Raw genomic sequence first — 22,455 nt, 5'->3', positions numbered from 1 at the left:
GCTTTGGCAGCTCTCCTCGCGTTGCCGCTTCGTTTTTGGGCTGAGCAGAGCGATGCCCAACGTACCCGCATGCCGCCAACCGCTTCCGCAGTGTTTCCCCGGTCCAGCCGCTATACTTCGCCGATGTTCCGGCTTGTTCGCGATAGCCAGGGTGCCTGTCTGGCGCCGCGTGGCAGTGTTGTCTGTATCGGTGCTTTTGATGGCGTCCACCGCGGCCATCGCGCGCTGCTCGAACGCGTGCGCGATCGTGCAGATGCAATGGGTCTTGCGGCCATCGCCGTCAGCTTCGAACCGATCCCGCGGGAATTCTTTGCGCGCACCACGCCGGTGCCACGGCTCGACAACGCGCGCGGCAAGATCGAGCAGATTCGAGCTGTACGCATGGATACCTTGTTGCTGATGCGTTTCAACGCCGCACTGGCGTCGATGGCTGCGGAAGACTTCGTCGACCGCATCCTGGTCGACCGCCTGGCTGCGCGGGAGGTCTGGGTCGGTGCCGACTTCCGCTTCGGGCATGCCAGGCGCGGCGATGTCGCGCTATTGCGCGAGCTTGGCCGCCAGCGCGGATTCGTCGCAGAAGTATTTCCGGAATTCACCTTAGACGACGAGCGCGTGCGCAGCAGCGCGATACGCGACCTGCTGGGCAATGGCGATTTCGCTTCTGCCGAGCGCCTGCTGGGCCGCCGATTCATGATCGGCGGGCACGTGGTTCGCGGCAGGCAACTGGGCCGCGAACTGGGCTACCCGACTGCCAATATCCGGCTCGGCCGTCGTACCTCGCCGATCTCGGGAATTTTCGCCGTGCGCGTGCATGGCATCCACGCGCAACCCATGCCGGGTGTCGCCAGCCTTGGCGTGAGACCGACCGTGGACGGCACCGAGCCCCTGCTCGAGGCCCACCTCTTCGATTTCGATGGTGATCTGTACGGTCGACGCCTGCAGGTCGAGTTCGTCGCCTTTCTTCGCGCCGAGGAAAAGTTCGATGATCTCGATTCCATGGTCCGACAGATCGACAGCGATGCGGCCCAGGCACGCGGTATTCTTGCCGCACACCCAGACGATCTTCCCGAACATCCTGTCAGCGACAGTCGTTCAAACGCCGGAGTTTACGCGTGAGCAAGGATTACAAGAGCACGATCAACCTGCCGAAGACCGAATTCGCGATGAAGGCCAATCTGGCCACGCGCGAGCCGGGCATTCTCGCTGACTGGTATGCGAAAAGCCGCTACCAGGAGATCCAGAAGCACGCGGCAAATCGCGAGAAGGCGTTCATCCTGCACGATGGCCCGCCGTATGCGAACGGCGTGATCCATATCGGACATGCGGTCAACAAGGTGCTCAAGGACATCGTCGTCAAGTCCAAGTTGCTGGCCGGTTTCCGATCGCCGTATGTGCCGGGCTGGGATTGCCATGGCCTGCCGATCGAGATCGCGGTCGAAAAGGAATTCGGCAAGGTCGGGCAGAAGCTCGATGCCGCGCAGTTCCGCCAGAAATGCCGCGAATACGCTGCGAAGCAGATCGATCTGCAGCGCGCGGATTTCAAGCGCCTCGGTGTGCTCGGCGATTGGGATCATCCCTATCGCACCATGGATTCAAAGTTCGAAGCCGACATGCTGCGGGCGCTGGCGAAGATCTACGCGAATGGCCACATCACGCGAGGCTTCAAGCCCGTGCACTGGTGCTTCGATTGTGGCTCGGCGCTGGCCGAAGCCGAGATCGAATACGCCGACAAGGTTTCGCCTGCGGTCGATGTCGCCTACGACGCGATCGATCCGCACGCGCTGGCGGCGAGGTTTGGGGTGGACATCGCCGACAACACGATCGTCGCCGTGCCGATCTGGACGACCACGCCATGGACGCTGCCTGCCAGCCTGGCGATATCGCTGGGCCCGGATCTCGAATACGTGCTGGTGGAGGGACCCGCGCGTGAGGGCCGGCGTGTGTTGCTGGTCGTCGCCGAGGCGCTTGCTGAAAAGGCTCTGGCACGCTACGGCGTCGAGTCCGTCACGGTGGCGGGTCGGTGCCAGGGCACCGCACTGGCTTCCCTTCTCCCCTCGGGAGAAGGTGGCCGAAGGTCGGATGAGGGGACGCCCGAAGCGAAAGGCTCGACACTTCTACGCCACCCGTTCTACGACCGCGAAATCCCGCTATTGCTCGGCGACCACGTCACTGCCGAAGACGGTACTGGCGCCGTGCATACCGCGCCGGGCCACGGCGTCGAGGACTTCACGGTCATGCGAGCCTACGGCCTGATCGAGAAGTATTCGGCAGCCGAACTCAATCCGCTCGGTGGAAACGGCGTCTATCTGCCCGGCACACCGATCTTCGAAGGCCAGTTCATCTGGAAAGCCAACGACGCAATCACCGAACTCGTCCGCGGCAACGGCCATCTGCTCGCCCACGCCAAATTCGAACACAGCTATCCGCATTGCTGGCGGCACAAGACGCCGGTTGCATTCCGGGCCACGCCGCAGTGGTTCATGAGCATGGAAAAGGAAGGCCTGCGCGCAACTGCGCTCAAGTCGATCAAGGATGTGCGCTGGATTCCATCCTGGGGCGAGGAGCGCATCACCGGCATGATCGCCGGCCGCCCCGACTGGTGCATCTCGCGTCAGCGCACCTGGGGTGTGCCGATCGCGTTGTTCGTCGACAAGTCTACCCAGTTGCCGCATCCGCGCAGCGAAGAGCTGTTCGAGGAGATCGCGCAACGCATCGAGAAGGACGGCATCGATGTCTGGTTCACGCTCGATTCCGGCGAGTTGCTCGGTGACGACGCGGAGCGATATGAAAAAGTCACGGACGTCCTCGATGTATGGTTCGACTCCGGCGTCACCCACTACACGGTGCTCGACCAGCGCGAGGAACTGGCGCGCAAGAACGGCGACAGGGTCATGTACCTGGAAGGCTCCGACCAGCATCGTGGCTGGTTCCATTCCTCCCTGCTGACCTCGTCGGCGATGCACGGGCATGCTCCCTACAACGAAGTCCTGACACACGGATTCGCGGTCGACCAGAACGGCCGCAAGATGTCCAAGTCGCTCGGCAACGTGGTCGCGCCGCAAAAGGTGGTCGATTCGCTGGGCGCCGACGTGCTGCGCCTTTGGGTAGCGTCGACCGACTACCGCAACGAGATGACCGTGTCGGATGAAATCCTCAAGCGCGTTTCCGACGCCTATCGCCGCATCCGCAACACGGCGCGCTTCCTGCTTGGAAACCTTGACGGCTTCGACCCGGAGAAGCACCTTGTTCCAGTCGATCAATGCCTGTTGCTCGACCAGTGGGCCGTGCAACAGGCGCACGACGTGCAGACCGCGGTGATCGCGGCCTACGAGAGATACGATTTCCCGGAGATCGTCCAGCGCGTGCAGAACTTCTGCACCAACGAAATGGGCTCGCTGTATCTGGATATCACCAAGGATCGCCTGTACACGATGCAGACCGACAGCCATGGTCGGCGCAGTGCACAGACGGCCATGTTCCACATCGTCGAGGCGCTGGTGCGCTGGCTGGCGCCGATCACCAGTTTCACGGCCGAGGAAATCTGGCCATTGATACCGGGCAAGCGCGGCGAATCCGTGTTGTTCGAAACCTGGTACACCGGTCTGGCTGCGACCCAGGCTTTGCCCGAGCAGCGCAAGTCATGGAGCGAACTGCTGGCCATTCGCAGCTCGGCGTCCAAGGTGCTGGAAGGCATGCGTGCGGCGGGCACGATCGGTGCGTCGTTGCAATCTGATGTCACGGTACATGTCGACGAAGCCACGCGGGCGCGTCACGCGGAGGTTGCCGATGAACTTCGCTTCTTCTTCATCACGTCGGAACTGCAGTTCGCCGACATTTCAGACAAGCCTGCCGATGCAGTCCGTGTCGAAGGCCAGGAGGCCTGGGTGGTTGCCAGACCCAGTTCGGCAGCCAAATGCGTACGTTGCTGGCACTATCGGCCCGATGTCGGCAGCCATGCCGATGACCCGGAGCTGTGCGCACGCTGTGTCGTCAACGTCGAAGGCGAAGGCGAAATACGCCGCTGGTTCTGAGCGGGCTGTCGGTGCAGCGCTCAGAGCCCGAAGCGCCCGGCTTGTCGGACCTCGGATAGTAAAGAATCGACGCTTCTGCCGCTGGCGGGAAACGCTGCCAGCAGGCTGATGAGGGTGGGCCATCGAAGCGAAGTAGTCGGGTTCGCGAGTCAGGAGCACCACCCTCATCCCCCTTCGGGACCTTCTCCCGCCAGCGGGAGAAGGATTCACGAGATTGAGCTCATGCTGTTCGCGACGGCAGATCAACCGGCCTCGTCGGCAACCGTCCGTACCGGAATCGGCACGTTGCACACCTCGATCTTGCCGGCCGGCCTGAGGTACCAGTCGTCACTGCGATTGCGGCGCGACTCGACCAGCGCGCTGAAGGTGGGCGTATCGGTACGCATGATTTCCAGCGCACTGCGCTCGCTCGCATCGACATCGGCGGCGAGGCGAACCGACTTGATCGGCAGCATCTGCGAGGCTTCTTCGTAGAATCCGCCTCCACCCGTGCCTCGCGGCAGCGCAGCGAGCAGCTCCATGCCCTGGATGACACGCCCGACCGTGGCGATATTGAGATCGAGCTGACGCGGCGACTGGCCGATCACCACATAGAGCTCGGCGCCACTGCCGGACTTCGCGTCGTTGCCGCGACCGGCACCGACCATGCCGTAGCAGTGGGTCAGCCAGGCCTTGCCGGTCGCTGAATCCCGCGCAGCCGGAAAGCCGTTGGAAAAGCCGACCTCGGCGGCATAGACATCGCCATCCGGCAGGCGCGTGAAAGGCAGGTCCCTGGCGGATCGGCTGAATTCTTCGGGAAGGGTCGTCCTGGCCTCGCCCAACGAACGCGCCTTGCCTTCCTCTCCGGCGTTCGGATCGCCCCATTGGGTGACGAAGTTGTCCTGCACGCGCAGGATGCTCAGCCCGTCGAAGTACTTCTGCCTGACCAGGGTACGGATATTTTCCGCGTGCAACGGCGCGAATGCCGTCGCCAGTTCGATCACGACGCGACCGCCGGGCAGCTCCATGTAGAGCGTGTTTTCCGGGTCCGGCCTGCGCCAGTCGGCAGGCCTGGAGGCATCGATGACCTGTTGCATGGTCGGCTTCTTCGCTGCCGGCTCGGCTGCCACAGTGGCAACTACCTCAAGTCCGAAGGCAGTGCAGGCGAACAGGACGAGCGAGTGCAGGATCGCGGGCAGGGCGTTGCTGGGGCGCATCATGAACCTCGGGCAGGGGGCTGGGTGGTTGAAACCATTGAAAGCCAGAGTGCTCCATCGCGAGGGGTGGCGTCCAGACGTGTGCAGGCAGCTCCGGATGCATGCGCCCTGGTCAACGCCGATTGTGCCGTCAGCCCGGCGCTGACCAGGGCGCGATTCAATCGCCGGATGGCTGGTCCTCCAGTTCTGCCCCTGATTTGCATAGGCAAAGACCAGGAAAGGGATGGCCTGCACGGAGGCTGATGGAAAGCGGTCTGCGTGCTGGCACGACAAGCGGCGAATCACTCGGGCTTGCCTGGACCAGCAGCGAGCATGACTTCCGGCCCATTAACTAGTACGAAGTTGATATTATCATCACTTCAACGCTATGACGTGATGAACGGCAGTTGCCATGACAGAACTGGAAAGCCATCTCAAGAAGTTCCAGAAGGAGCTCTCCGCCGGCTCGGTATCGCTGGTCCTGCTGGCGGTACTCGCCGGCTCCGACGAGCCCATGTATGGCTACCTGATCGCCAAGCGTCTGGGCGAAGGCGGCGAGGGCGTACTGGCAGGCAAGCAGAGTGCGCTCTATCCGGTGCTGCGCAATCTCAGCGCGGCCGGCCTGCTCGACAGCGAGGTTGAACCCTCGGTGTCCGGACCGCCGCGACGCTATTACCGGATCAATGCGCTGGGACGCGAAGTGCTCGAAGAGTGGATCAACTCGTGGAAGACATCACGGGATTTTATCGACAGCGTGCTTGAAGGCCTGACATCGCAAGGGGCGAAACCATGAATCATCCGATTCCACGAAACATCCGCGAATACCTGGACCAGCTGCGAACTGAACTGCAGGGCGCTGATCCGGCCATGATCCAGGACGCACTCTATGATGCCGAGGAGCACCTGCGGGCCGAGTTGGCCGAGCATCCAGAACTGGACGAGGAAACCGTGTTGGCACAGGTCGCCACCAGCTACGGAGCGCCCGATGAAGTGGCCGAGATCTACCGCGTCAAGGAAGGCGAAGTCGAACAGGCCCTGCGTCCGCGGCGCAGGCTTGCACAAGCGGAAAGGTCGCCGCTGGCGAAATTCTTCGGCGTGGCCCTGGATCCGCGCGCCTATTCCGCCTTGTTCTACATGGTGCTGGCAATGGCAACCGGCATCTTCTATTTCACCTGGGTGGTGACCGGGCTCAGCCTTTCAGCCGGATTCGCCATCCTGATCATCGGCATTCCGTTCATCATCCTGTTCTTTGCCACGGTACGCGCACTGGCATTCGTGGAAGGCAAGATCGTCGAAGCCATGCTCGGCGTGCGCATGCCGCGACGCCCGCAGGCAGTGGCCACCGAGGGCTCGATCTGGCAACGCATCGGCGCCATGTTCACCGATCCGCGCAGCTGGAGCACCCTGTTCTACATGCTCCTGATGCTGCCACTCGGCATCGTCTATTTCTGCATCGTCACGATCGGCACGTCGTTCGCGCTGGGCATGATCGCTGCGCCGTTCGTGCACCTGTTTGGCGGCGACGGCACGGGCATCCAGTTCGTCAACGACGGCATACAGATCTGGTCGGCACCGGTCTGGTCACTGCCGTTGCTGTTCGCGCTCGGCATCCTGCTTCTGTTCGTGATGCTGCACATCGCGCGTGGCATCGGCCACTTGCATGGGCAACTGGCGAAGCACCTGCTGGTCAAGCCAGCCTGAAGGGCTCGCGGCAGGCGCCGACGGATCTTCAGCCTGACTTCTTGCCGGCACGCCTGGCGGGTTTCGGGGAAGCCGATGCAGGCGCTTTCGAGTGGCTGGCAATGAAGTCGCGCAGCTGCGGGTAAATCGTCTCGCGCCAGCGGCGGCCACTGAAAATGCCGTAGTGGCCGGCGCCCTCGACAAGAAGATTCTGCTTGCGCGAGGCAGGGATTCCCGAGCACAACTCATGTGCAGCCTCGGTCTGGCCGCGCCCCGAAATATCGTCGAGTTCGCCCTCGATGGTGAGCAGGGCAGTGCGCGTGATCGCGCCCGGATCGACGCGCTGGCCTTCGATCTCCCAAAGTCCGCGCGGCAGCAGATGCTGCTGGAAGACCACCTTGATGGTCTCCAGGTAGAACGGCGCATCCATGTCCAGCACGGCGTTGTATTCGTCGTAGAACTTGCGATGGGCTTCCGCGTCCTCGAGGTCGCCGCGGCGCAGGTCCTCGTAAAAATCCCAGTGCGAGCTCATGTGCCGGCTCGGGTTCATCGCAACGAATCCGGCATGCTGCAGGAAACCCGGATAGACCTTGCGCCCGGCACCCGGATAGTTCGACGGCACGGTATGGATGACGTTGTTCTCGAACCATTCGATCGGCTGGGTCGTGGCGAGATCGTTGACCTTGGTCGGGCTGCGGCGCGGGTCGATCGGGCCACCCATCATGGTCATGGTCAGGGGTGTGGTCTCGCCGCTCGAAGCGAGCAGGGAGATCGCGGCCATCACCGGCACGGTGGGCTGGCAGACCGAAATCACATGCAGCCTTTCGGCGCCAATGTGGCGGATGAATTCCTGGATGTAGCGGACATAGTCGTCGAGGTTGAAGTCGCCCTGGTTCAGCGGAACCATGCGTGCGTCAATCCAGTCGGTCAGAAACACCTTGTGATCCTGCAGCAGTGATCGCACGGTATCGCGCAGCAGTGTCGAATGGTGGCCGGACATCGGTGCGACGACCAGCACGGTCGGATCGTTCTTCAGCTCGCTCAAGGTCTGCACATCGTCGCTGAAGCGCTTGAAGCGAATCAGGTTGCAGAACGGCTTGGCGATCGCAACCTGCTCGGAGATTGGCGTTTCGTGACCGTGCGCGGTGACCGACTCGATGGCGAAGGGCGGTTTTTCATAGTCCTTGCCGAGCCTGTAGGCCAACTCGTAGCCTGCCGCCAGTCGTTGCACGCCGGGGAAACCCGACAGCCAGTTTTCCCTGGCCGTCAGTAGTTGCGCTGCAGCACCGGACCAGCCGACCAGCGGATTCATCAACGAGCGGTTGAGTTCGTGGAGTTGGTAAAGCATGCGATGGACCCTGAATTCGATGACCAATCCGCCCATCTTTAGGCCTTACGGGTTTATGTGCAAGTGCACAATCGGCTGATCCAGCCGGTCGCCGGGGGCGCCGCTACGGTTTCAAGGGGCTGGCGGCCCAGTCCGTCCGGATTCTTCGCCGCTGTCTGCGCACTCTGTACCATGGGCGCCAGGCATCCTGACCAGAACCCATGAAAGAAAAAACCTATGATCGCGCCTATTTCGATCGCTGGTATCGCGATCCCAAGCATCGGGTCAGGGCGGGCGGGGAGACCCGGCGCAAGGTGCAGATGGTTGTCGGGCTGGCCGAATACTATCTGGGTCGAACGATCACCAACGTTCTGGATATCGGCTGCGGCGAAGGGATCTGGCGTTCACCCCTGCGCGCCTTGCGACCTGGAATCGACTATCTGGGGCTGGATTCGAGCGAATATGCGATCCGCCGCTACGGTCGCTCGCGAAATCTGCGTCCGGCGCGTTTCGCCGATCTGGCCGAGTTGCGATTCGACAGGCGTTTCGACCTGATTGTCTGTTCCGATGTTGTCCACTACCTGCGAGCCGCTGAACTGCGCAAGGGCCTGTCGGGATTTCCAGAGCTCCTTGCAGGTCTCGCCTTCATCGAACTGTTTACCGCTAGGGACCCTGTCGACGGGGATACAAAAGGGTTCATTGCGCGCTCGCCAAAGTGGTATCGCGAACGCTTTGCCGAGGCCGGGCTGATGGCGTGTGGCTCGCATTGCTATCTGGCGCCGGACTTGAAGCGGTCGGTATCTGAACTGGAACGCGCGGACAGATGAGCGAATCCACGTCCGATGCAGACCAGCGTCGGCGGCCGGAATAGTCTGCGCTGGCCGGATCGCGCGGCCTTGCCGCATCGTGGGTGCTGCTGTATCGGATCCGGGCGACCTGCTTCACCTTGCCGATCGCGTTTTCGTTCCGATGGGTGCTGCCCCGGATGGCTGACTTCATCGACCGGCGTCGAGGGGGCTGGCTGCTGCATGCCGGGCTCATGACCAGCACATGGCTATCGCTGCTTCATGCACCCGGCTTTCAGCGATAAAAAGGTTCAGTCACGGGTCGCTTCCAGGCAACGGATGCCCGGGTGCGTCGACCAGTTCATCATCGGCATGCTGGCGGGAGCCGCACTTGTCGCAGTCATGATGGCTTGCGATCTGGCCTGGCGCAGGAATGATTCGCCTGGTTGCGACCGGGCGTTTGCCTGCGAATCGACCAGTGCGCCGTTTCTGCGATATCTGGTTCGGCGTGTACCTGCGGCACATGCCGATTCTTCCCGTGATTCTCCCGCGCTTGCCGGATTCCTGGTCCGCGGCTGCGAGGTTCTGGACCTTGCCGGTTTCCGTTTTTCCGTCGCGTATCGTCGTCGCGCAGTTCCCGCATCGCTGTATCGAGCAACCGTTCCTGCGCCGCAAGCCGGCGCACCGGCAATGAACTGTCTCAATGGCTGGCGGAATGTTTGGCCGCGTCCAGGACCTGCTGCGGATCGATGCGCACGGCGAACCAGCTCATGCCCCAATGCAGGTGCGGGCCGCTGGCGCGACCGCTGGCGCCGACCGCGGCAATGACTTGCCCCTGCTCGACGCGATCACCCACGGCGACGTCGATGCGCGAAAGATGCAGAAAGTTGCTGCTGATGCCGTGTCCGTGGTCAATCAGCAGGGTGCCGCCGGTCAGGTAAAGGTCGTCGTTGGCGAACGTGACAATGCCGCTGGCTGGCGCCTTGACAGGCGTCCCGCCGGGTGCGGCGATGTCCATGCCGGAATGGGCGGAACCCGGTACTCCGTTGTAGACGCGCTGATTGCCGAAGCGACCGCTGATGCGACCCTCGACCGGACGAATGAAGGACTCGGTGAAGTCGGTCCGTTCGTCGTCACGCTCACGCGCCTGCGCGACCAGTGCCTGTTCGCGCTTGATGCGTGCGGCAATCGCGGGTGGTGGATCCACGGTTTTCGGCGGAACCCCGTTGACTCGCTCTATCGGCCATTCGTGCGCTTCCACGCGGATCTCGGCCACGATCGTGCTGCCGTCCGGGCGCTGCACGTTCACCTGCAGGGGTCCGGTCTCATCGCGGCCAACTCCGAAAACGACCGTGCCATAAGGCGTCACGCGCAAATCTCTGTCGGCGTAATGCACTGTGCTTCCGGCCGGAACCTTGCCAATCACCATGGCGCCCTGGGCGGCGCTGGGTGGAAACACCACGCGCAAGTCCGTCGAGTCCGCCATCGCGGAACTCGCAACCAGGGCCGTCAGAAACGCTGCAGCCAGCAGGCGCGCTCTCACCGATCAAACTCGAGGCGTTCGCCTCGCACGCTGTCGTCGAGCTGGCCATCGTTCCAGGCGAGGATGCCGTTGATGAAGGTAGCGGCAATGCTCGACTTGAACGTCTCGCCCTCGAACGGTGACCAGGCGCAACGGGAAAGTACTTCAGCCTGGGTCACGGTGTGCGGACGATCCGGATCGACGATGGTCAGGTCGGCCTGATAGCCCTCGCGCAGATATCCGCGATTGCGCACGTTGAACAGGGTGGCCGGGGCGTGGGTTATCGCCTCGACAACGCGCTCAAGAGTCAGTTCGCCGGCAAAAACCCGTTCCAGCGCTGCCTGCACGGCGAACTGAACAAGTGGCAAGCCGGACGGTGCACGGGTGTAGGGCTGTGCCTTTTCGTCGGCAAGATGCGGGGCGTGATCGGTGGCAAGTACATCGAGGCGATATTCGGCCAGGGCACGCGTGATCGCTGCACGATCGTCTGCCGTCTTGATCGCCGGATTGCACTTGATGCGGTGTCCAAGCCGCGCGTAGTCGGCATCACTGAAATGCAGGAAATGGACGCAGGTTTCGGCCGTGATGCGCTTGCCCGAGATCGGTCCCGGGCTGAACAGCGCCAGTTCATCCGCAGTCGAAATGTGCAGGACGTGCAGACGCGTGCCGTGCTTGCGGGCAAGACTGATCGCCAGTTCCGTGGACTTGATGCAGGCTTCGCGAGAGCGGATCAGCGGGTGTTGTTCGGCGGGAATGTCATCGCCCCAGCGCTCCCGTGCGCGGTTCTCGTTCGCGGTGATCATCGGGGTGTCTTCGCAATGCGTGATGATCGGTGTGGGCGCGTCGCGGAAGATCGCGTCCAGAGTCTCCGGGTTGTCGACCAGCATGTTGCCGGTCGAGGCGCCCATGAACACCTTGATGCCGGGTGCCGCCTTCGGATCGAGTTTCTGGATGTCTTCCAGATTGTCGTTGGTCGCGCCCATATAGAATGCGTAATTGGCGCGTGACGAAATCCTGCCGCGCTCGTACTTGGACTCCAGGGCTTCCTTGTTGACCGCAGGCGGCTTGGTGTTCGGCATTTCCATGAAGCTGGTGATGCCGCCCGCCACGCAGGCACGCGATTCGGTTTCGATGCAGGCCTTGTGTTCGAGTCCGGGTTCGCGGAAATGGACCTGATCATCGATCATGCCGGGCATCAGCCATCGGCCAGCGGCATCGAAGACCTTCTCGTTCGGTTTCGCGGCGAGTTGGGAATCGATGCGTTCTATGCGTCCATTGCGAATGCGAAGGTCTGCGTTGAATCGACGGCCCTCATTGACGAGGTGTGCATTGGTAATCAGCCAGTCATTCATGATCGTGTCCAGGCTCCTGTTTCTCGCGTAGGAAGGGTCGCCAGCTGAAATCCATCGGAACAGGATCACTGCCGCCGGCGCACAAGGGTTGGCAGCGCAACAGGCGATTTACGGTCAGCCAGCTGCCCCGCAGACTACCGAAACGTGCTACCGCAACACGCGAATAGTCGGAGCAACTGGGGTGAAATCGGCAACGCGAGCCCAGCAGTGGACTCACGAAGCGCTTGTAGAATGCCAGCAGGTGGAGGATAAGCCGGGACACAAGGATGTTAGTGTTGAGTGTGCTCAAGGGCGAGCCGCAACGTCCGCAAGTCTGACTCAGACAGCGGTTGCCGGGGGCGGGTACTTAGGCTATAACACGCCGCCGCCGAGTCACAAGGTAAGGACGGAAATGGCGAAATCGAATCAGAAATCCAAAGCTGGCACCAAGTCGGCCAAGGCAGCGGTGCGTTCAAAGCCTGCAGCCAAGGCCAAGGCGAAACCTGTTGCCAAGGCCGCGAAAGCCAAGCCCAAGGCCGCAAGCAAGACGAAAGCAAAGCCTGTTGCCAAGCCGAAAGCGCCAGCAAAGCGAGCCGCAGCCACCAAGAAGGCTGCTCCGGCACGCAAGAAGCCCGCGCCTGCGACGAAGGCGAAAGCACCCGCCAAATCGACCAAGCCTGCAAAGGCGGCCAGCAAGAAGGTCGCTGCGACCAAAAAGCCTGCCATCAGGAAAGCCCCTGCCTCATCTGCAAAGGCTGCGAAGACGGCGAAGAAGGCTGCGCCAGTCAAGAGCAGTGCGGCCAGGAAGCCTGCAACCCAATCCACCAAGAAAACCAAGCCATCCGTGATCGAAACAACGACAGCAACACCCGCAAGATCGAGGGCTCCAGCAGGCCGCAAGGCACGAGCCGTGCCCTCGGACAAGGAAAAAGGCGTCACCATGATGGACGGCCGCTACTCGCTGCCGACCAATGCCGTGGTCGAATTGCCGGAAGGCTACCGTCCGTCGGCGAAAGAGGAATACATGAATCCTCGCCACCTCGAGTATTTCCGCCGCAAGCTTCAGCGCTGGCGTGAAGATCTCGTGGAGGAGTCGAAGCAGACCATCGAAAATCTCCGTGATGAAGTGCGCGACGTGGGCGATGAGGCCGAGCGCGCCACCCGCGAAACCGAGAACTCGCTCGAGCTGCGCACGCGTGACCGCTACCGGAAACTGATTTCCAAGATCGACAAGGCACTCAAGCGCATCGAGGAAGGCCGCTACGGATTCTGCGAGGAAACCGACGAAGACATCGGTCTGGAAAGGCTTGATGCACGCCCGATTGCCACATTGTGCCTGGACGCGCAGGAACGCTGGGAACACCGCCAGAAGCAGATGGGTGATTGAAGGCCGGGAGTGGGGAGTAGGGAATTGGGAATCGGAAAAACTGGTTTTCGGGCGATGGTGGGTTCGCGATGAATCTGCTGCCGCCGACTCGAACTCGTTTCCCTGATCTTTTGCAGAAAATTGGCTGGTCTTCCCAACACTCGATAGTCGAACGGCGCGCTACGCCGTTCGACCTGCTTTCCCATTGCCCACTCTCGAATCCCAATTCCCGTGCATAAGCGCTACTTCGGTACCGATGGCATTCGCGGTCATGTCGGTCAATGGCCGATCACGGCGGAATTCATGCTCAAGCTGGGGCGCGCCATGGGCGCCGTGCTTGCTCGCGAGGAAGACAGACCTGTCGTCCTGATCGGCAAGGACACGCGCGTTTCCGGCTACATGTTCGAATCGGCACTGGAAGCCGGCCTGCTTGCCGCCGGCGCCGAAGTGCGCCTGCTCGGGCCCATGCCAACGCCGGGCGTCGCCTACCTGACACGATCGATGCGGGCCGACGCCGGAATCGTCATCAGTGCTTCACACAATCCCCATCAGGACAATGGCATCAAGTTCTTCTCCTCGATCGGGGAAAAACTCGACGATGCCGTAGAGCTGGCCATTGAAGCCGAACTCGATGCGCCCTTCTCGACGGTCGAGTCGCAGGCGATCGGCAAGGCCATGCGCATCGAAGACGCATCCGCGCGCTACCTCGAGTTCTGCAAATCGACGGTTGCGCGCTCCTTCAATCTGCACGGCGTCCATCTTGTGGTCGATTGCGCGCATGGTGCGACCTATCAGATTGCACCGAACATGTTCAGCGAACTTGGCGCGAAGGTCACTGCCATCGGCAACCGACCCGATGGGCTCAACATCAATCGCGACTGCGGATCGACCAGCCCGGAAACCCTGAGTCGCACGGTCACCGAGCTGGGTGCCGATCTGGGAATCGCTTTTGACGGCGATGGCGACCGGCTGCAGATGGTTGACGCAAGGGGGCAGGTCGTCGACGGTGACGAGCTACTCTACATACTTGCCCTCGATTGGCATGCACAAGGTCGGTTGCGCGGCCCGCTGGTCGGCACCTTGATGAGCAACTTCGGCCTCGAGCAGGCCATGGCGGCCCTTGGCGTGCCGTTCATGCGCACGAAAGTGGGTGACCGTTATGTGATGCAGGCCCTGCGCGAGCATGATGGCGTGCTGGGTGGCGAAACATCGGGACACATCCTGTGCCTGGATCGCGTATCGACCGGCGATGCCATTGTTAGCGCACTGCAGGTCCTCGAGGCGCTGGGCCGCAGCGAGCGAAGCCTCACCGAAAGTGCGGCCGGCATGCGCAAGGTGCCGCAGACCACGGTCAATATCGAGGCGACCGCTACGAGCAGGATCGTCGAGGATGCCGAAGTGCAGCGCGTCCTTGCCCACGTGCAAACGCAACTCGCCGGACTTGGCAGGGTGGTCCTGCGTCCATCCGGAACCGAACCGCTGATACGCGTCACCGTCGAAGCCAGCGACAAGGACACCGTCACGCGTCTGGTCGACGAACTCGCCGGTGCGGTTCGTGCCGCCCAGGGGCGCCTTTCCTGAGCGTATGTGAAAGAATCCCGACCTGGTTCGGGATGGGGACGTGCATGCCTCATCGCGGAATCCATGAACGCCAGATCCGGATCCGACCATGAAGCACGTACCCACGCTCGATATTCGTCGCTACGAGACCGACCAGGCCGCCTTCGTCGATGAACTGGGGGCAGCCTATCGGGAATTCGGATTCTGCTGCATCAGCGGCCACGGCATTCCGAAGTCCGACATCGACGCGGCCTACGAAGTATTCCAGGCGTTCTTTGCCTTGCCGGAAGCGGTCAAGCTGAAATATCACCAGCCTGGTACAGGTGGCGCACGCGGCTACACGCCGTTCGGCATCGAGACCGCCAAGGATTCGCAGTATCCGGATCTCAAGGAGTTCTGGCACATAGGCCGGGAGATTCCACGCGATTCGAAATTCGCCAGCGTGATGCCGGCGAATGTCTGGCCGGACGAAGTCGAGGGATTTCGCGAACATGGCTATGGCCTGTACGCGGCACTCGATGATCTGGGCACGCGCGTCCTGCGCGCGCTCGCCCTGCATATTGATCTGCCCGAGAATTTCTTCGAGGACAAGACCAATTTCGGCAACTCGATCCTGCGCCCGATCCACTATCCGCCGATCACTTCAGCTGACATTCCGAATGTCCGTGCCGGGGCGCACGAGGACATCAATTTCATCACCTTGCTGGTCGGTGCGAGTGCCGCCGGTCTCGAAGTGCTGACGCGCGATGGCTCGTGGTTGCCCATCACGACCGAGGGCGATGCGATCGTCGTCAACATCGGCGACATGCTCCAGCGGCTGACCAACCATGTCTATCCTTCGACCACGCACAGGGTGGTCAATCCGCCAGGCGACGCTGCGCGCAAGCCACGCTATTCGGTGCCGTTCTTCCTGCATCCCAATCCCGACGTGGTCCTCGACGTGTTGCCATCCTGCACAAGCGAAGCCAATCCGAGCCGTTATCCCACCTCGATTACTTCGCACGAATACCTGCTCCAGCGTCTGCGCGAAATCAAGCTGATCTGATGCCGCAGGAAGCCGGAATGATCTCCCCGCGCATGCGTTTTCTGATGGGGGCCTTGCTGGCAGTTGCTGGTTTGCTGGCCATGCGCAGCGCGCTCGGCGGAGCCTTCATATTCGACGACTACTCGCTGCTTGCCTTGCCGAGATTCTTCGACAATCCGCTGCTGCCGTTCTGGCATGAGCATGTCGAGGGCGGTTTGCACTATCGACCCCTGGGCCTGTTGCTGTGGTGGATCAGTCAACGTCTGTTTGGCGCCGAACCTTTGCCACACTATCTGCTCAATGCGGCCCTGCTGGCAGTGGTCGTGCTGGCGCTGTGGCGCCTGCTGACCCGAATTGGCGGTTCGGAGAGACTGGCCTTCGCCATCGCGCTTGGTTTTGCGGTGCATCCGGTCGCCATCGGGACCAGCGCCTGGCTCTCCAATCGCTACGAACTGCTTGCGGCCATTTTCGGGCTGCTTGCACTCGGCCAGGCCTGGCGGTTTCGCTTGAGCCGTGATCGCTCGGCGCTTGCGGCCAGCCTCGGCCTGTTCGCAGTGGCGTTGTGCGCGAAGGAAAACACGGTGGCGCTGATCTCCGCCGCGTTCGTGTTCTGGTGGTGGCCGGTGAACCATTCGGCGTCCTGGTTCAGGAAGGATCAGTGGGTCTGCCTGTGGCTGGTTGCGCTGGTGGCACTGTGGCTGCTGGTGCGGCATGTCGTGCTTGAATCCAGCGGCACCGAAGTGCTGTTCGCCTACAAGTCCGCTGCTGACTTGTTCAGGGACGGGATGACCGCCTGGATCACCAAATTGCCAAGCTACGCGAGCCTGGTCCCCCGTCTGGGTTGGACGACCGGGTTGATGTTGCTGCTGGGTTTGGCTGGCATGGTCGGGTTCATGCTGCAGTCCCTGCGTTCGGGATGGAGTAGCCACCGCGTGTGCGCGTTGCTCGCCGGACTGGCCATGATCGCCGTTGCCGCGATCGTGCAATGGCCGCGCACCGGTCTCGTTCTGATGAATCTGGATTTTGGCGCAGACGCATTCATGGACGTTCTCGCTGCGCGCTACTACTTCATGGCTGCGGTGGGATTTGCCATCGTTCTCGTTGCAGTGCTGGTCCCACCCGTATCGGATCTCGGGAAGCGCGGCGCCGCGTGGCTGCCAGCCGTGGTCGTGTTGCTGGTCTGCATTCCGTTTTTCTCGGTATCGCAGCACATCGTGCGCAGCTACCGGAGCCAGACCATCGTCCAGAACGAGTTGGCCAATGCGGCTGTCGATGCCATCGCGAAACTGGATCTTCCGGTCGCCGACTGCCAGATTCATCTGCTGGGCACCGGGAATCTCCAGTTTGGCTTCTACGTTGACCCGGCCGTCAAGGCTTTGAGTGCTGATCTTTCGCGCGTGGAAAACTGCTACATACAGACCGAGACCGCACCGTGGTACTACCTGGTCAACGCATCCGAGGTCGGGCGTTCAAGCCAGCCGCCATTCACACCTGCGCGATTGGGTGATGGCTCGATCCAGCCCATATTCCTGGGCCGCGGCGCCCTCGTCTTCGTCAACCTGCCGCCCGGAGCCGAGCCTGATCTCGGACCCGGCAGCTTCTTCCTGGAATGGAAGGACAATGCGTTCGTCGACATTGGCGATGCAGTGCGGGCCGGTCGGCGAACCGTTGAATTTGCCTGCTTCCGTCCGCCAAGCCAGTGCCCGTGATCGCTTTATCCGGTCGGTCTGGGCACGAGAAGACCTGCAATGTTTCCAGCATCGTCGTATTGTGAAAAGTGGAATATCTGCGACGAATCCTCGCTGACCAGCGTCATGCGGTAGTGGAGCCCTCCGGGAAAGCGGTTGAAAATGCCGTAGTGGGCAGCGAGGCAAGCATCTAGCCGAAGGACGAACAGCGTTTCAGGGAAAACTGCATGGGATTCAAGACCGCCGGCAGAATTCGGCTCGCCGCATGCACGGTTCTTGCGATGTGCGCAGGACAGGCACTCGCTGTGCCAGCGGTTTGGCGCACAGACTGGACTGTTCAATCCCCGCCGACGTTCGCCCGTGCTCCCTATGCAAGCTGGCTGCAGGATGCTCCGTACGCCCTCACTTTCGCCGAGGACGGCGATGTTCTCATCTCCAGCATGTCTTATGCAGGCTACAGCGGCCAGGTTATCCGAATATCCGCGCATGCAGGGATACGCTGGTCTGCCATCGTTGGCTTGTCTGAGGGATACGCCGCAGCGCCCGTGGCCGCGGAATCCCAGGGTGGTGCCTTCGTTGCCGGCGAACGATTCGAAGCGGTGAGCCGGATCGCAGCCGATGGCAGTCTGGTCTGGACCCGTCGCGTGCCGGCGCAGTGGTTCCGCAATGCTGCCGGGTCTAGTCTGCTTACTGCCAGTTGCGAGGGCATCACATCGCTGCAGCAAGGCAGCGGGAGGGTCAACTGGCAAAGGCGCCTGTCGTTCCCGAACGCGCGCTGCCTGATGAGCGGATTCACGCTTGCGGCGGATGCGAACCTCTACGCCAGCGTGCAGGTGGATGCCTATTCCGGAACAGACAGTTCGTGGATCCTGAAGCTTGACCCGCAAGGCCTGCCGCTGTGGCAGATCGACTTGCCGGACCCGGATGGTCGCCTGCTCGGTGTCGATGCGGGACGCGTATATGTTGCTACACCTTCCCGTTTGCAGGCACTGGATGCTCAGAGCGGCGCGGCGCTATGGCAATCACTTGAGCAGAATGCAGAATACTTTCTCGTGCAGACCACGCCACCCCGGCCCGTTGCCGTGGCTGCCGGAACCGTGATCGGCTATTCGCCAGATAGCGGTGAAGTCGAGTGGAATACGCCCATCGCCTTGTCCGGTCATGCCGAAGTCGTTGGCGATTCCGTGCTGATTGAATCCCGGGCAGGACTGGCGCGAATCCATGCGACCGACGGCACGATAGTCTGGATCAGCGAGCTGCCCGCAAGCGATGCAATGGGACACGGCGTGGATCAATGGCTGGGTTTTGGCGGACTCGACCAGGGCCGTTTCCTCGCTGTTGCGAGGGTCGAGTCCTTGCCCTCGCAACCCGCGCCGCTGGTGCAGTGGATGGATTTCGATACGGGGCAAGCTGTCGAACAGGTCGGCGTGCAGGCGACGACTCAGGGCGTCTGGCCAGAATTCGCAGTGGATGGTGAGAGCCTCTATTCCATCCATGCCGAGCAGGATCCTGTCCTCACACGCTTTCGGCTGCGCAGCGTTGATGCGGGCACAGGCGTGGAAAGCTGGACTCGGTCAGAGCCGCTGATCGATCCGTCAGATGCCGACACCACTTTTCCGCCGGGCGCGATCCTGTCTGCATCCAGCGGACTTGTTGCGGCCGTACTTGCGCAGCGATCCGATTCGGGCCAGGCCATCGCTGTATCAACCTGGGACAGCATGACGGGCGCGCCTCATTGGCGCAGCGGGGTCGGTGAAGACGGCGAGGTCTGGACAAGCACGAGCTTGTCGAATCCGCGCATCGATGCCGATCGCAACGTGCTGGTCTCGTTGGCGACCTATGTGGAGTGCGTGTTTCCAGATATCTGCGCGCGCTATCAGTTGAGGAAACTTGCCGCACTGGATGGTTCGTTGCTGTGGACTCGCGGCTACGAACTGGTTACGCAGATGGAGCCGCCCTATCTTCAAATACCCGAATTCGAACTGCTTGGCGATGACGTGATTCTGTCCGAAGGTTTCCAACTGCTGCGGCTGGACGGCGACTCGGGTGCTGTGAAATGGAGCGCGGATCTGAGCAGTTTCGACAGCATCTTCTGGCTGCATGCGACCGACGACGGCGACATCCTGGTCAACGGATTCAGGCGCTGGGGCAAGATTGAAGGAGAAACCGGCATCATTCTCTGGTCCGGGCCGGCGCCTGCACTGTCGTGTCAGCCGAGTCGATGCTCAAACCCGACGACCCATGCATTGCCGGATGGAAATCTGCTGCAGGTTTCCTACTATGCAGGCGATTTGACCATCACAACGTCGATGGTAGCCTTGCTGCATACCGACGGCAGCGGAACCTACGAACGCTGGTTTCCGGGTTCTGGAACCGACTCCAGTCTGCGCATCGACAATGTAGGGATCACGCCGCAAGGCGGAATCTGGATGCGTTTGAGGGAATTCAGTTCCGGAGTTCAGTTTACTCCGCGCTGGCTGACCCGCTTCGATCTCGACACGGGCCAGTTCGTTGGTCGGCAAGCCCTCGGCATCATCCCGCGAAATATTCAGGGGCAGTATGCGTCGCCGTACCGATGGCTGGGGCCGCCCGAAAACGGTCGAATCCTTGCAGGTACCGAGATCCGTGACATGCCTGCGGTACTGACCGGAGGGGCAGGCCTGTTCGATGTTTCAATTCATGCTCAGGGCAATGTCTCGATTTCCGCGAGTGTCCCAGGCGGGTCGTACATGAGCGGAGAAAGACTGCCATTCGTCGTCAACGTGGCCTACGAGGGCGACGTCGCAATCGATGGCCTGCAGTTGAATGTCTCCCTGCCCTGGGGTGGTGCGGTGACAGACCTGTCTTGCTCGACTGGTGGCGAGGACAGCTGTGCAATTGATATGCGGGATGGTGACCTCACGGCAACCTTCAACCTCTTACCCGGCGCGGGCATCGAAATCCAGGGCGAAGTGCAGGTGCTGGATGGCGACGACCCCGAACCGGCCCTGGGCGCTGTCGTGCAGGGGCCAACAGGACTGCTCGAAATCGACAGCACCGATAACGCGGTGCTGGTCCGCACGTCGCAAAGCTTGTTCCATGACGGGTTCGACAGTAGCGGTTCACACTGAAGCCGACTTCGCGGATAGAGTGGCGCATTAGGGAAACGATGCTTGATGGATTGGCAGCAGATCTGCTGCCCGAATCCTGCCTTCAATGGAGTGTTCGCTTATGCGCCTGCTACCTGCCTTGTTTCTGATAATCATGTTTGCGTTCTCGGGTACTGCGGAGGCAAGGCTGGAGTGGGGTGATGTTCCTCCCGATTCGCTGGGTGTTGACAAGGACAAGCGCGAAGTAAAGATCAGCGACTATCGCGGCAAGGTCGTCGTGCTGACCTTCTGGGCGACCTGGTGCGGCTATTGCCTCAAGGAATTGCCGGTACTCGAAAACGTCCAGCGAAAACTGGGACCGGATCGTGTAGCCGTGGTCGCCATCAATACCGACACCGATCAGGACAAGTACCGCGCGATGCGGCGCAAGATGAAGGACTTCCAGTTGACCATGACGGTGGACCGCGGCAATCCCGATGTTTCCGCTGCCTATGGCGTGAGCGGATTGCCGCACATGCTGATGATCGACAAGCAGGGCAAGGTTGCCTTCACCCACATCGGTTATTCCGATGAAATGCTTCCGCGCATCGTCGATGAGATCAACGAGCTGCTTGAAGAATAAGTACCTGGGGCAACGCTGTTCTGTTCTTTTCGAGTAGGAGCGGGCTTCAGCCGCGATGCTCCTGTTTGCATCTCTCCAGAAGAGCATCGTGGCTGAAGCCTGCTCCTGCGAAAAATCGGGCACGCATTCAAATATCAATCGGGCGATGACTTCCTGAACTTTCTGGATTGCCGAGCCATCATTCGCAGAACCATGCGATCCGGCAGAAGCTTGGCCACGGACTTGATCATCCGGTTGATGCGGCCGTTGATATAGACCGCCTCGCCGCGCTCGACGGCATAGAGCCCCTGGCGAACCACGGATTCGGCATCCATCCACATCCAGCCCGGCAGCTTCGACATCATTGCGCGCGATCCGGTCACGTCGTGGAATTCCGAATAGGTGAAGCCCGGGCACAGGGCGCAGGTATGGATTCCCTTGTGGCCGTATTCGAGGCTCAGCGATTGGGAGAACTTGATCAGGTAGGATTTGGCCGCGGCGTATAGTGTCTGGCCTGCGGACCCGGGAATATGTCCGGCAAGCGAGGCGACATTGATGATTCGACCGTGCCCACGCTCAAGCATGGCCGGCATCAGCCTGTGGCAGAGTTCGGTCGGTGCGGTCATCAAGACCTGGATGAAGTCGGCCTGGGTCTTCCAGGGCTGGCTCAGGAAGTAGCCGGTGACGCCGTAGCCGGCATTGTTGACCAGCATGTCGATGGCAAGTCCCTGCCGGTCGATCTGTTCGCAGAGGTCGCGTGGGGAAGCGGGATCGGCAAGATCGCAGGCGATGACCTTGACCTTGATGCCGTTCGCCGCTTCCAGCTCATGCGCCAGCGCCTGCATCCGATCTGCGCGACGGGCGGTCAGCACGAGAGGGTGGCCGCGAGCGGCCAACTCACGGGCAAAAGCCGCGCCAATGCCGGCCGAGGCACCTGTTATGAGGGCGTAGCCCTTGCCTGGGTTCATGTCCTGCCGCCTGATGAATACGGATTGCAAGGGTAGCCTCAGTAGAGCGGGAGTGGGGAGTAGGCGAACCGAAAGCAAAGAGCGCGTTGCCAGCGAGGGTGTTGACGCGCTTTACTCGGGTGGGGCTGAGGGAACGCCCCGAGAAAGGGATCCCGTTCGCTCACGATGTCCAGGTTCCTCGATGAATCTGGCTTCAGGGAAGGGGCAACTTTCCCAACCGTTGGGGTTCGCTACGCTCACTGCCAACCTGCGGCGGTGTCCCAGGCTCGATTGCGCCACGCTCCAACCGCTCGCGCTCGAATATTTGC

Annotated in this window: 18 protein-coding genes; 12 read left to right on the top strand and 6 right to left on the bottom strand. The window is 61.5% G+C overall.

What is annotated here, in order from left to right; all coding sequences use genetic code 11:
* The first annotated feature begins 123 nt into the window (after window positions 1-123).
* The gene (locus R3F00_RS12230; RefSeq protein ID WP_371282072.1) at window positions 124-1,116 is read left to right on the top strand and encodes a bifunctional riboflavin kinase/FAD synthetase; all 993 of its coding nucleotides are present in this window, start codon (window positions 124-126) and stop codon (window positions 1,114-1,116) included.
* On the top strand, window positions 1,113-4,031 hold the full coding sequence (gene ileS / locus R3F00_RS12225) for an isoleucine--tRNA ligase (RefSeq protein ID WP_371282071.1): 2,919 nt from the start codon (window positions 1,113-1,115) through the stop codon (window positions 4,029-4,031). The genes R3F00_RS12230 and ileS overlap by 4 nt, the downstream gene beginning before the upstream one ends.
* Before the next feature lie 242 nt (window positions 4,032-4,273).
* On the opposite strand, the gene R3F00_RS12220 is transcribed toward ileS, so the two are convergent.
* Window positions 4,274-5,227 (bottom strand): peptidylprolyl isomerase, encoded by a 954-nt coding sequence (locus R3F00_RS12220; protein WP_371282070.1) that lies wholly within the window; start codon window positions 5,225-5,227, stop codon window positions 4,274-4,276.
* A gap of 391 nt (window positions 5,228-5,618) precedes the next feature.
* Between R3F00_RS12220 and R3F00_RS12215 the strand changes: the two genes are divergently transcribed.
* Complete coding sequence (locus R3F00_RS12215) at window positions 5,619-5,999, top strand: PadR family transcriptional regulator (RefSeq protein WP_371282069.1); 381 nt, start codon at window positions 5,619-5,621, stop codon at window positions 5,997-5,999.
* Complete coding sequence (locus tag R3F00_RS12210; protein WP_371282068.1) at window positions 5,996-6,907, top strand: sensor domain-containing protein; 912 nt, start codon at window positions 5,996-5,998, stop codon at window positions 6,905-6,907. Before R3F00_RS12215 ends, R3F00_RS12210 begins: the two co-directional genes overlap by 4 nt.
* A gap of 28 nt (window positions 6,908-6,935) precedes the next feature.
* On the opposite strand, the gene R3F00_RS12205 is transcribed toward R3F00_RS12210, so the two are convergent.
* Complete coding sequence (locus R3F00_RS12205) at window positions 6,936-8,234, bottom strand: polyhydroxyalkanoate depolymerase (protein ID WP_371282067.1); 1,299 nt, start codon at window positions 8,232-8,234, stop codon at window positions 6,936-6,938.
* 200 nt (window positions 8,235-8,434) lie between these two features.
* Here R3F00_RS12205 and R3F00_RS12200 point away from each other — a divergent pair, with 200 nt between their 5' ends.
* Both R3F00_RS12200 and R3F00_RS12195 read left to right on the top strand, forming a co-directional pair.
* Window positions 8,435-9,040 (top strand): class I SAM-dependent methyltransferase, encoded by a 606-nt coding sequence (locus R3F00_RS12200; protein ID WP_371282066.1) that lies wholly within the window; start codon window positions 8,435-8,437, stop codon window positions 9,038-9,040.
* Window positions 9,041-9,476: 436 nt separating this feature from the next.
* On the top strand, window positions 9,477-9,692 hold the full coding sequence (locus R3F00_RS12195) for a hypothetical protein (RefSeq protein ID WP_371282065.1): 216 nt from the start codon (window positions 9,477-9,479) through the stop codon (window positions 9,690-9,692).
* 6 nt (window positions 9,693-9,698) lie between these two features.
* Here R3F00_RS12195 and R3F00_RS12190 read toward each other — a convergent pair whose 3' ends face one another.
* The 3 genes from R3F00_RS12190 to yidD are packed head-to-tail and all read right to left on the bottom strand — an operon-like array spanning window position 9,699 to window position 12,134.
* Window positions 9,699-10,541 carry a M23 family metallopeptidase gene (locus R3F00_RS12190; RefSeq protein ID WP_371282064.1) on the bottom strand — a complete coding sequence of 281 codons (843 nt, stop codon included), beginning with the start codon at window positions 10,539-10,541 and terminating at the stop codon, window positions 9,699-9,701.
* Window positions 10,538-11,872 (bottom strand): dihydroorotase, encoded by a 1,335-nt coding sequence (locus R3F00_RS12185; protein WP_371282063.1) that lies wholly within the window; start codon window positions 11,870-11,872, stop codon window positions 10,538-10,540. Before R3F00_RS12185 ends, R3F00_RS12190 begins: the two co-directional genes overlap by 4 nt.
* Window positions 11,865-12,134 carry a membrane protein insertion efficiency factor YidD gene (yidD, locus tag R3F00_RS12180; RefSeq protein WP_371282118.1) on the bottom strand — a complete coding sequence of 90 codons (270 nt, stop codon included), beginning with the start codon at window positions 12,132-12,134 and terminating at the stop codon, window positions 11,865-11,867. Before yidD ends, R3F00_RS12185 begins: the two co-directional genes overlap by 8 nt.
* 129 nt (window positions 12,135-12,263) lie before the next feature.
* Here yidD and dksA point away from each other — a divergent pair, with 129 nt between their 5' ends.
* The 6 genes from dksA to R3F00_RS12150 all read left to right on the top strand — a co-directional run bounded on the left by dksA (window position 12,264) and on the right by R3F00_RS12150 (window position 21,200).
* A complete protein-coding gene (dksA, locus tag R3F00_RS12175; protein WP_371282062.1) occupies window positions 12,264-13,238 on the top strand; it encodes an RNA polymerase-binding protein DksA in 975 nt (324 codons plus the stop codon).
* Window positions 13,239-13,448: 210 nt separating this feature from the next.
* A complete protein-coding gene (gene glmM / locus R3F00_RS12170; RefSeq protein WP_371282061.1) occupies window positions 13,449-14,798 on the top strand; it encodes a phosphoglucosamine mutase in 1,350 nt (449 codons plus the stop codon).
* 88 nt (window positions 14,799-14,886) lie between these two features.
* Entirely contained in the window at window positions 14,887-15,822 is a 936-nt protein-coding gene (locus tag R3F00_RS12165; protein ID WP_371282060.1) for an isopenicillin N synthase family dioxygenase, read from the top strand.
* 17 nt (window positions 15,823-15,839) lie between these two features.
* On the top strand, window positions 15,840-17,510 hold the full coding sequence (locus R3F00_RS12160; protein ID WP_371282059.1) for a hypothetical protein: 1,671 nt from the start codon (window positions 15,840-15,842) through the stop codon (window positions 17,508-17,510).
* 206 nt (window positions 17,511-17,716) lie between these two features.
* On the top strand, window positions 17,717-20,599 hold the full coding sequence (locus R3F00_RS12155; protein WP_371282058.1) for a PQQ-binding-like beta-propeller repeat protein: 2,883 nt from the start codon (window positions 17,717-17,719) through the stop codon (window positions 20,597-20,599).
* Between the two features lie 118 nt (window positions 20,600-20,717).
* Window positions 20,718-21,200: a TlpA disulfide reductase family protein gene (locus R3F00_RS12150; protein WP_371282057.1), complete on the top strand. Its 483-nt coding sequence runs from the start codon at window positions 20,718-20,720 to the stop codon at window positions 21,198-21,200.
* 134 nt (window positions 21,201-21,334) lie between these two features.
* Here the strand turns inward: R3F00_RS12150 and R3F00_RS12145 are convergent, their stop codons facing one another.
* Window positions 21,335-22,147 carry an SDR family NAD(P)-dependent oxidoreductase gene (locus R3F00_RS12145; protein WP_371282056.1) on the bottom strand — a complete coding sequence of 271 codons (813 nt, stop codon included), beginning with the start codon at window positions 22,145-22,147 and terminating at the stop codon, window positions 21,335-21,337.
* Between the last annotated feature and the right edge of the window lie 308 nt (window positions 22,148-22,455).

The organism is Dokdonella sp. (assembly GCF_041395345.1).
GTDB lineage: Bacteria > Pseudomonadota > Gammaproteobacteria > Xanthomonadales > Rhodanobacteraceae > Dokdonella.
The sequence above is the reverse complement of the archived record's forward strand: the minus strand, read 5'-3'. Positions and strand labels throughout refer to the sequence as shown.

What these genes read in the sequence shown, in the direction of transcription:
- R3F00_RS12155 (WP_371282058.1), top strand. Translation starts at nt 17,717, where the DNA reads ATGGGATTCAAGACCGCCGGCAGAATTCGGCTCGCCGCATGCACGGTT.
- R3F00_RS12160 (WP_371282059.1), top strand. Translation starts at nt 15,840, where the DNA reads ATGATCTCCCCGCGCATGCGTTTTCTGATGGGGGCCTTGCTGGCAGTT.
- R3F00_RS12220 (WP_371282070.1), bottom strand. Translation starts at nt 5,227, where the DNA reads ATGCGCCCCAGCAACGCCCTGCCCGCGATCCTGCACTCGCTCGTCCTG.
- R3F00_RS12145 (WP_371282056.1), bottom strand. Translation starts at nt 22,147, where the DNA reads ATGAACCCAGGCAAGGGCTACGCCCTCATAACAGGTGCCTCGGCCGGC.
- R3F00_RS12210 (WP_371282068.1), top strand. Translation starts at nt 5,996, where the DNA reads ATGAATCATCCGATTCCACGAAACATCCGCGAATACCTGGACCAGCTG.
- R3F00_RS12215 (WP_371282069.1), top strand. Translation starts at nt 5,619, where the DNA reads ATGACAGAACTGGAAAGCCATCTCAAGAAGTTCCAGAAGGAGCTCTCC.
- dksA (WP_371282062.1), top strand. Translation starts at nt 12,264, where the DNA reads ATGGCGAAATCGAATCAGAAATCCAAAGCTGGCACCAAGTCGGCCAAG.
- R3F00_RS12200 (WP_371282066.1), top strand. Translation starts at nt 8,435, where the DNA reads ATGAAAGAAAAAACCTATGATCGCGCCTATTTCGATCGCTGGTATCGC.
- R3F00_RS12230 (WP_371282072.1), top strand. Translation starts at nt 124, where the DNA reads ATGTTCCGGCTTGTTCGCGATAGCCAGGGTGCCTGTCTGGCGCCGCGT.
- R3F00_RS12185 (WP_371282063.1), bottom strand. Translation starts at nt 11,872, where the DNA reads ATGAATGACTGGCTGATTACCAATGCACACCTCGTCAATGAGGGCCGT.
- R3F00_RS12205 (WP_371282067.1), bottom strand. Translation starts at nt 8,234, where the DNA reads ATGCTTTACCAACTCCACGAACTCAACCGCTCGTTGATGAATCCGCTG.
- R3F00_RS12165 (WP_371282060.1), top strand. Translation starts at nt 14,887, where the DNA reads ATGAAGCACGTACCCACGCTCGATATTCGTCGCTACGAGACCGACCAG.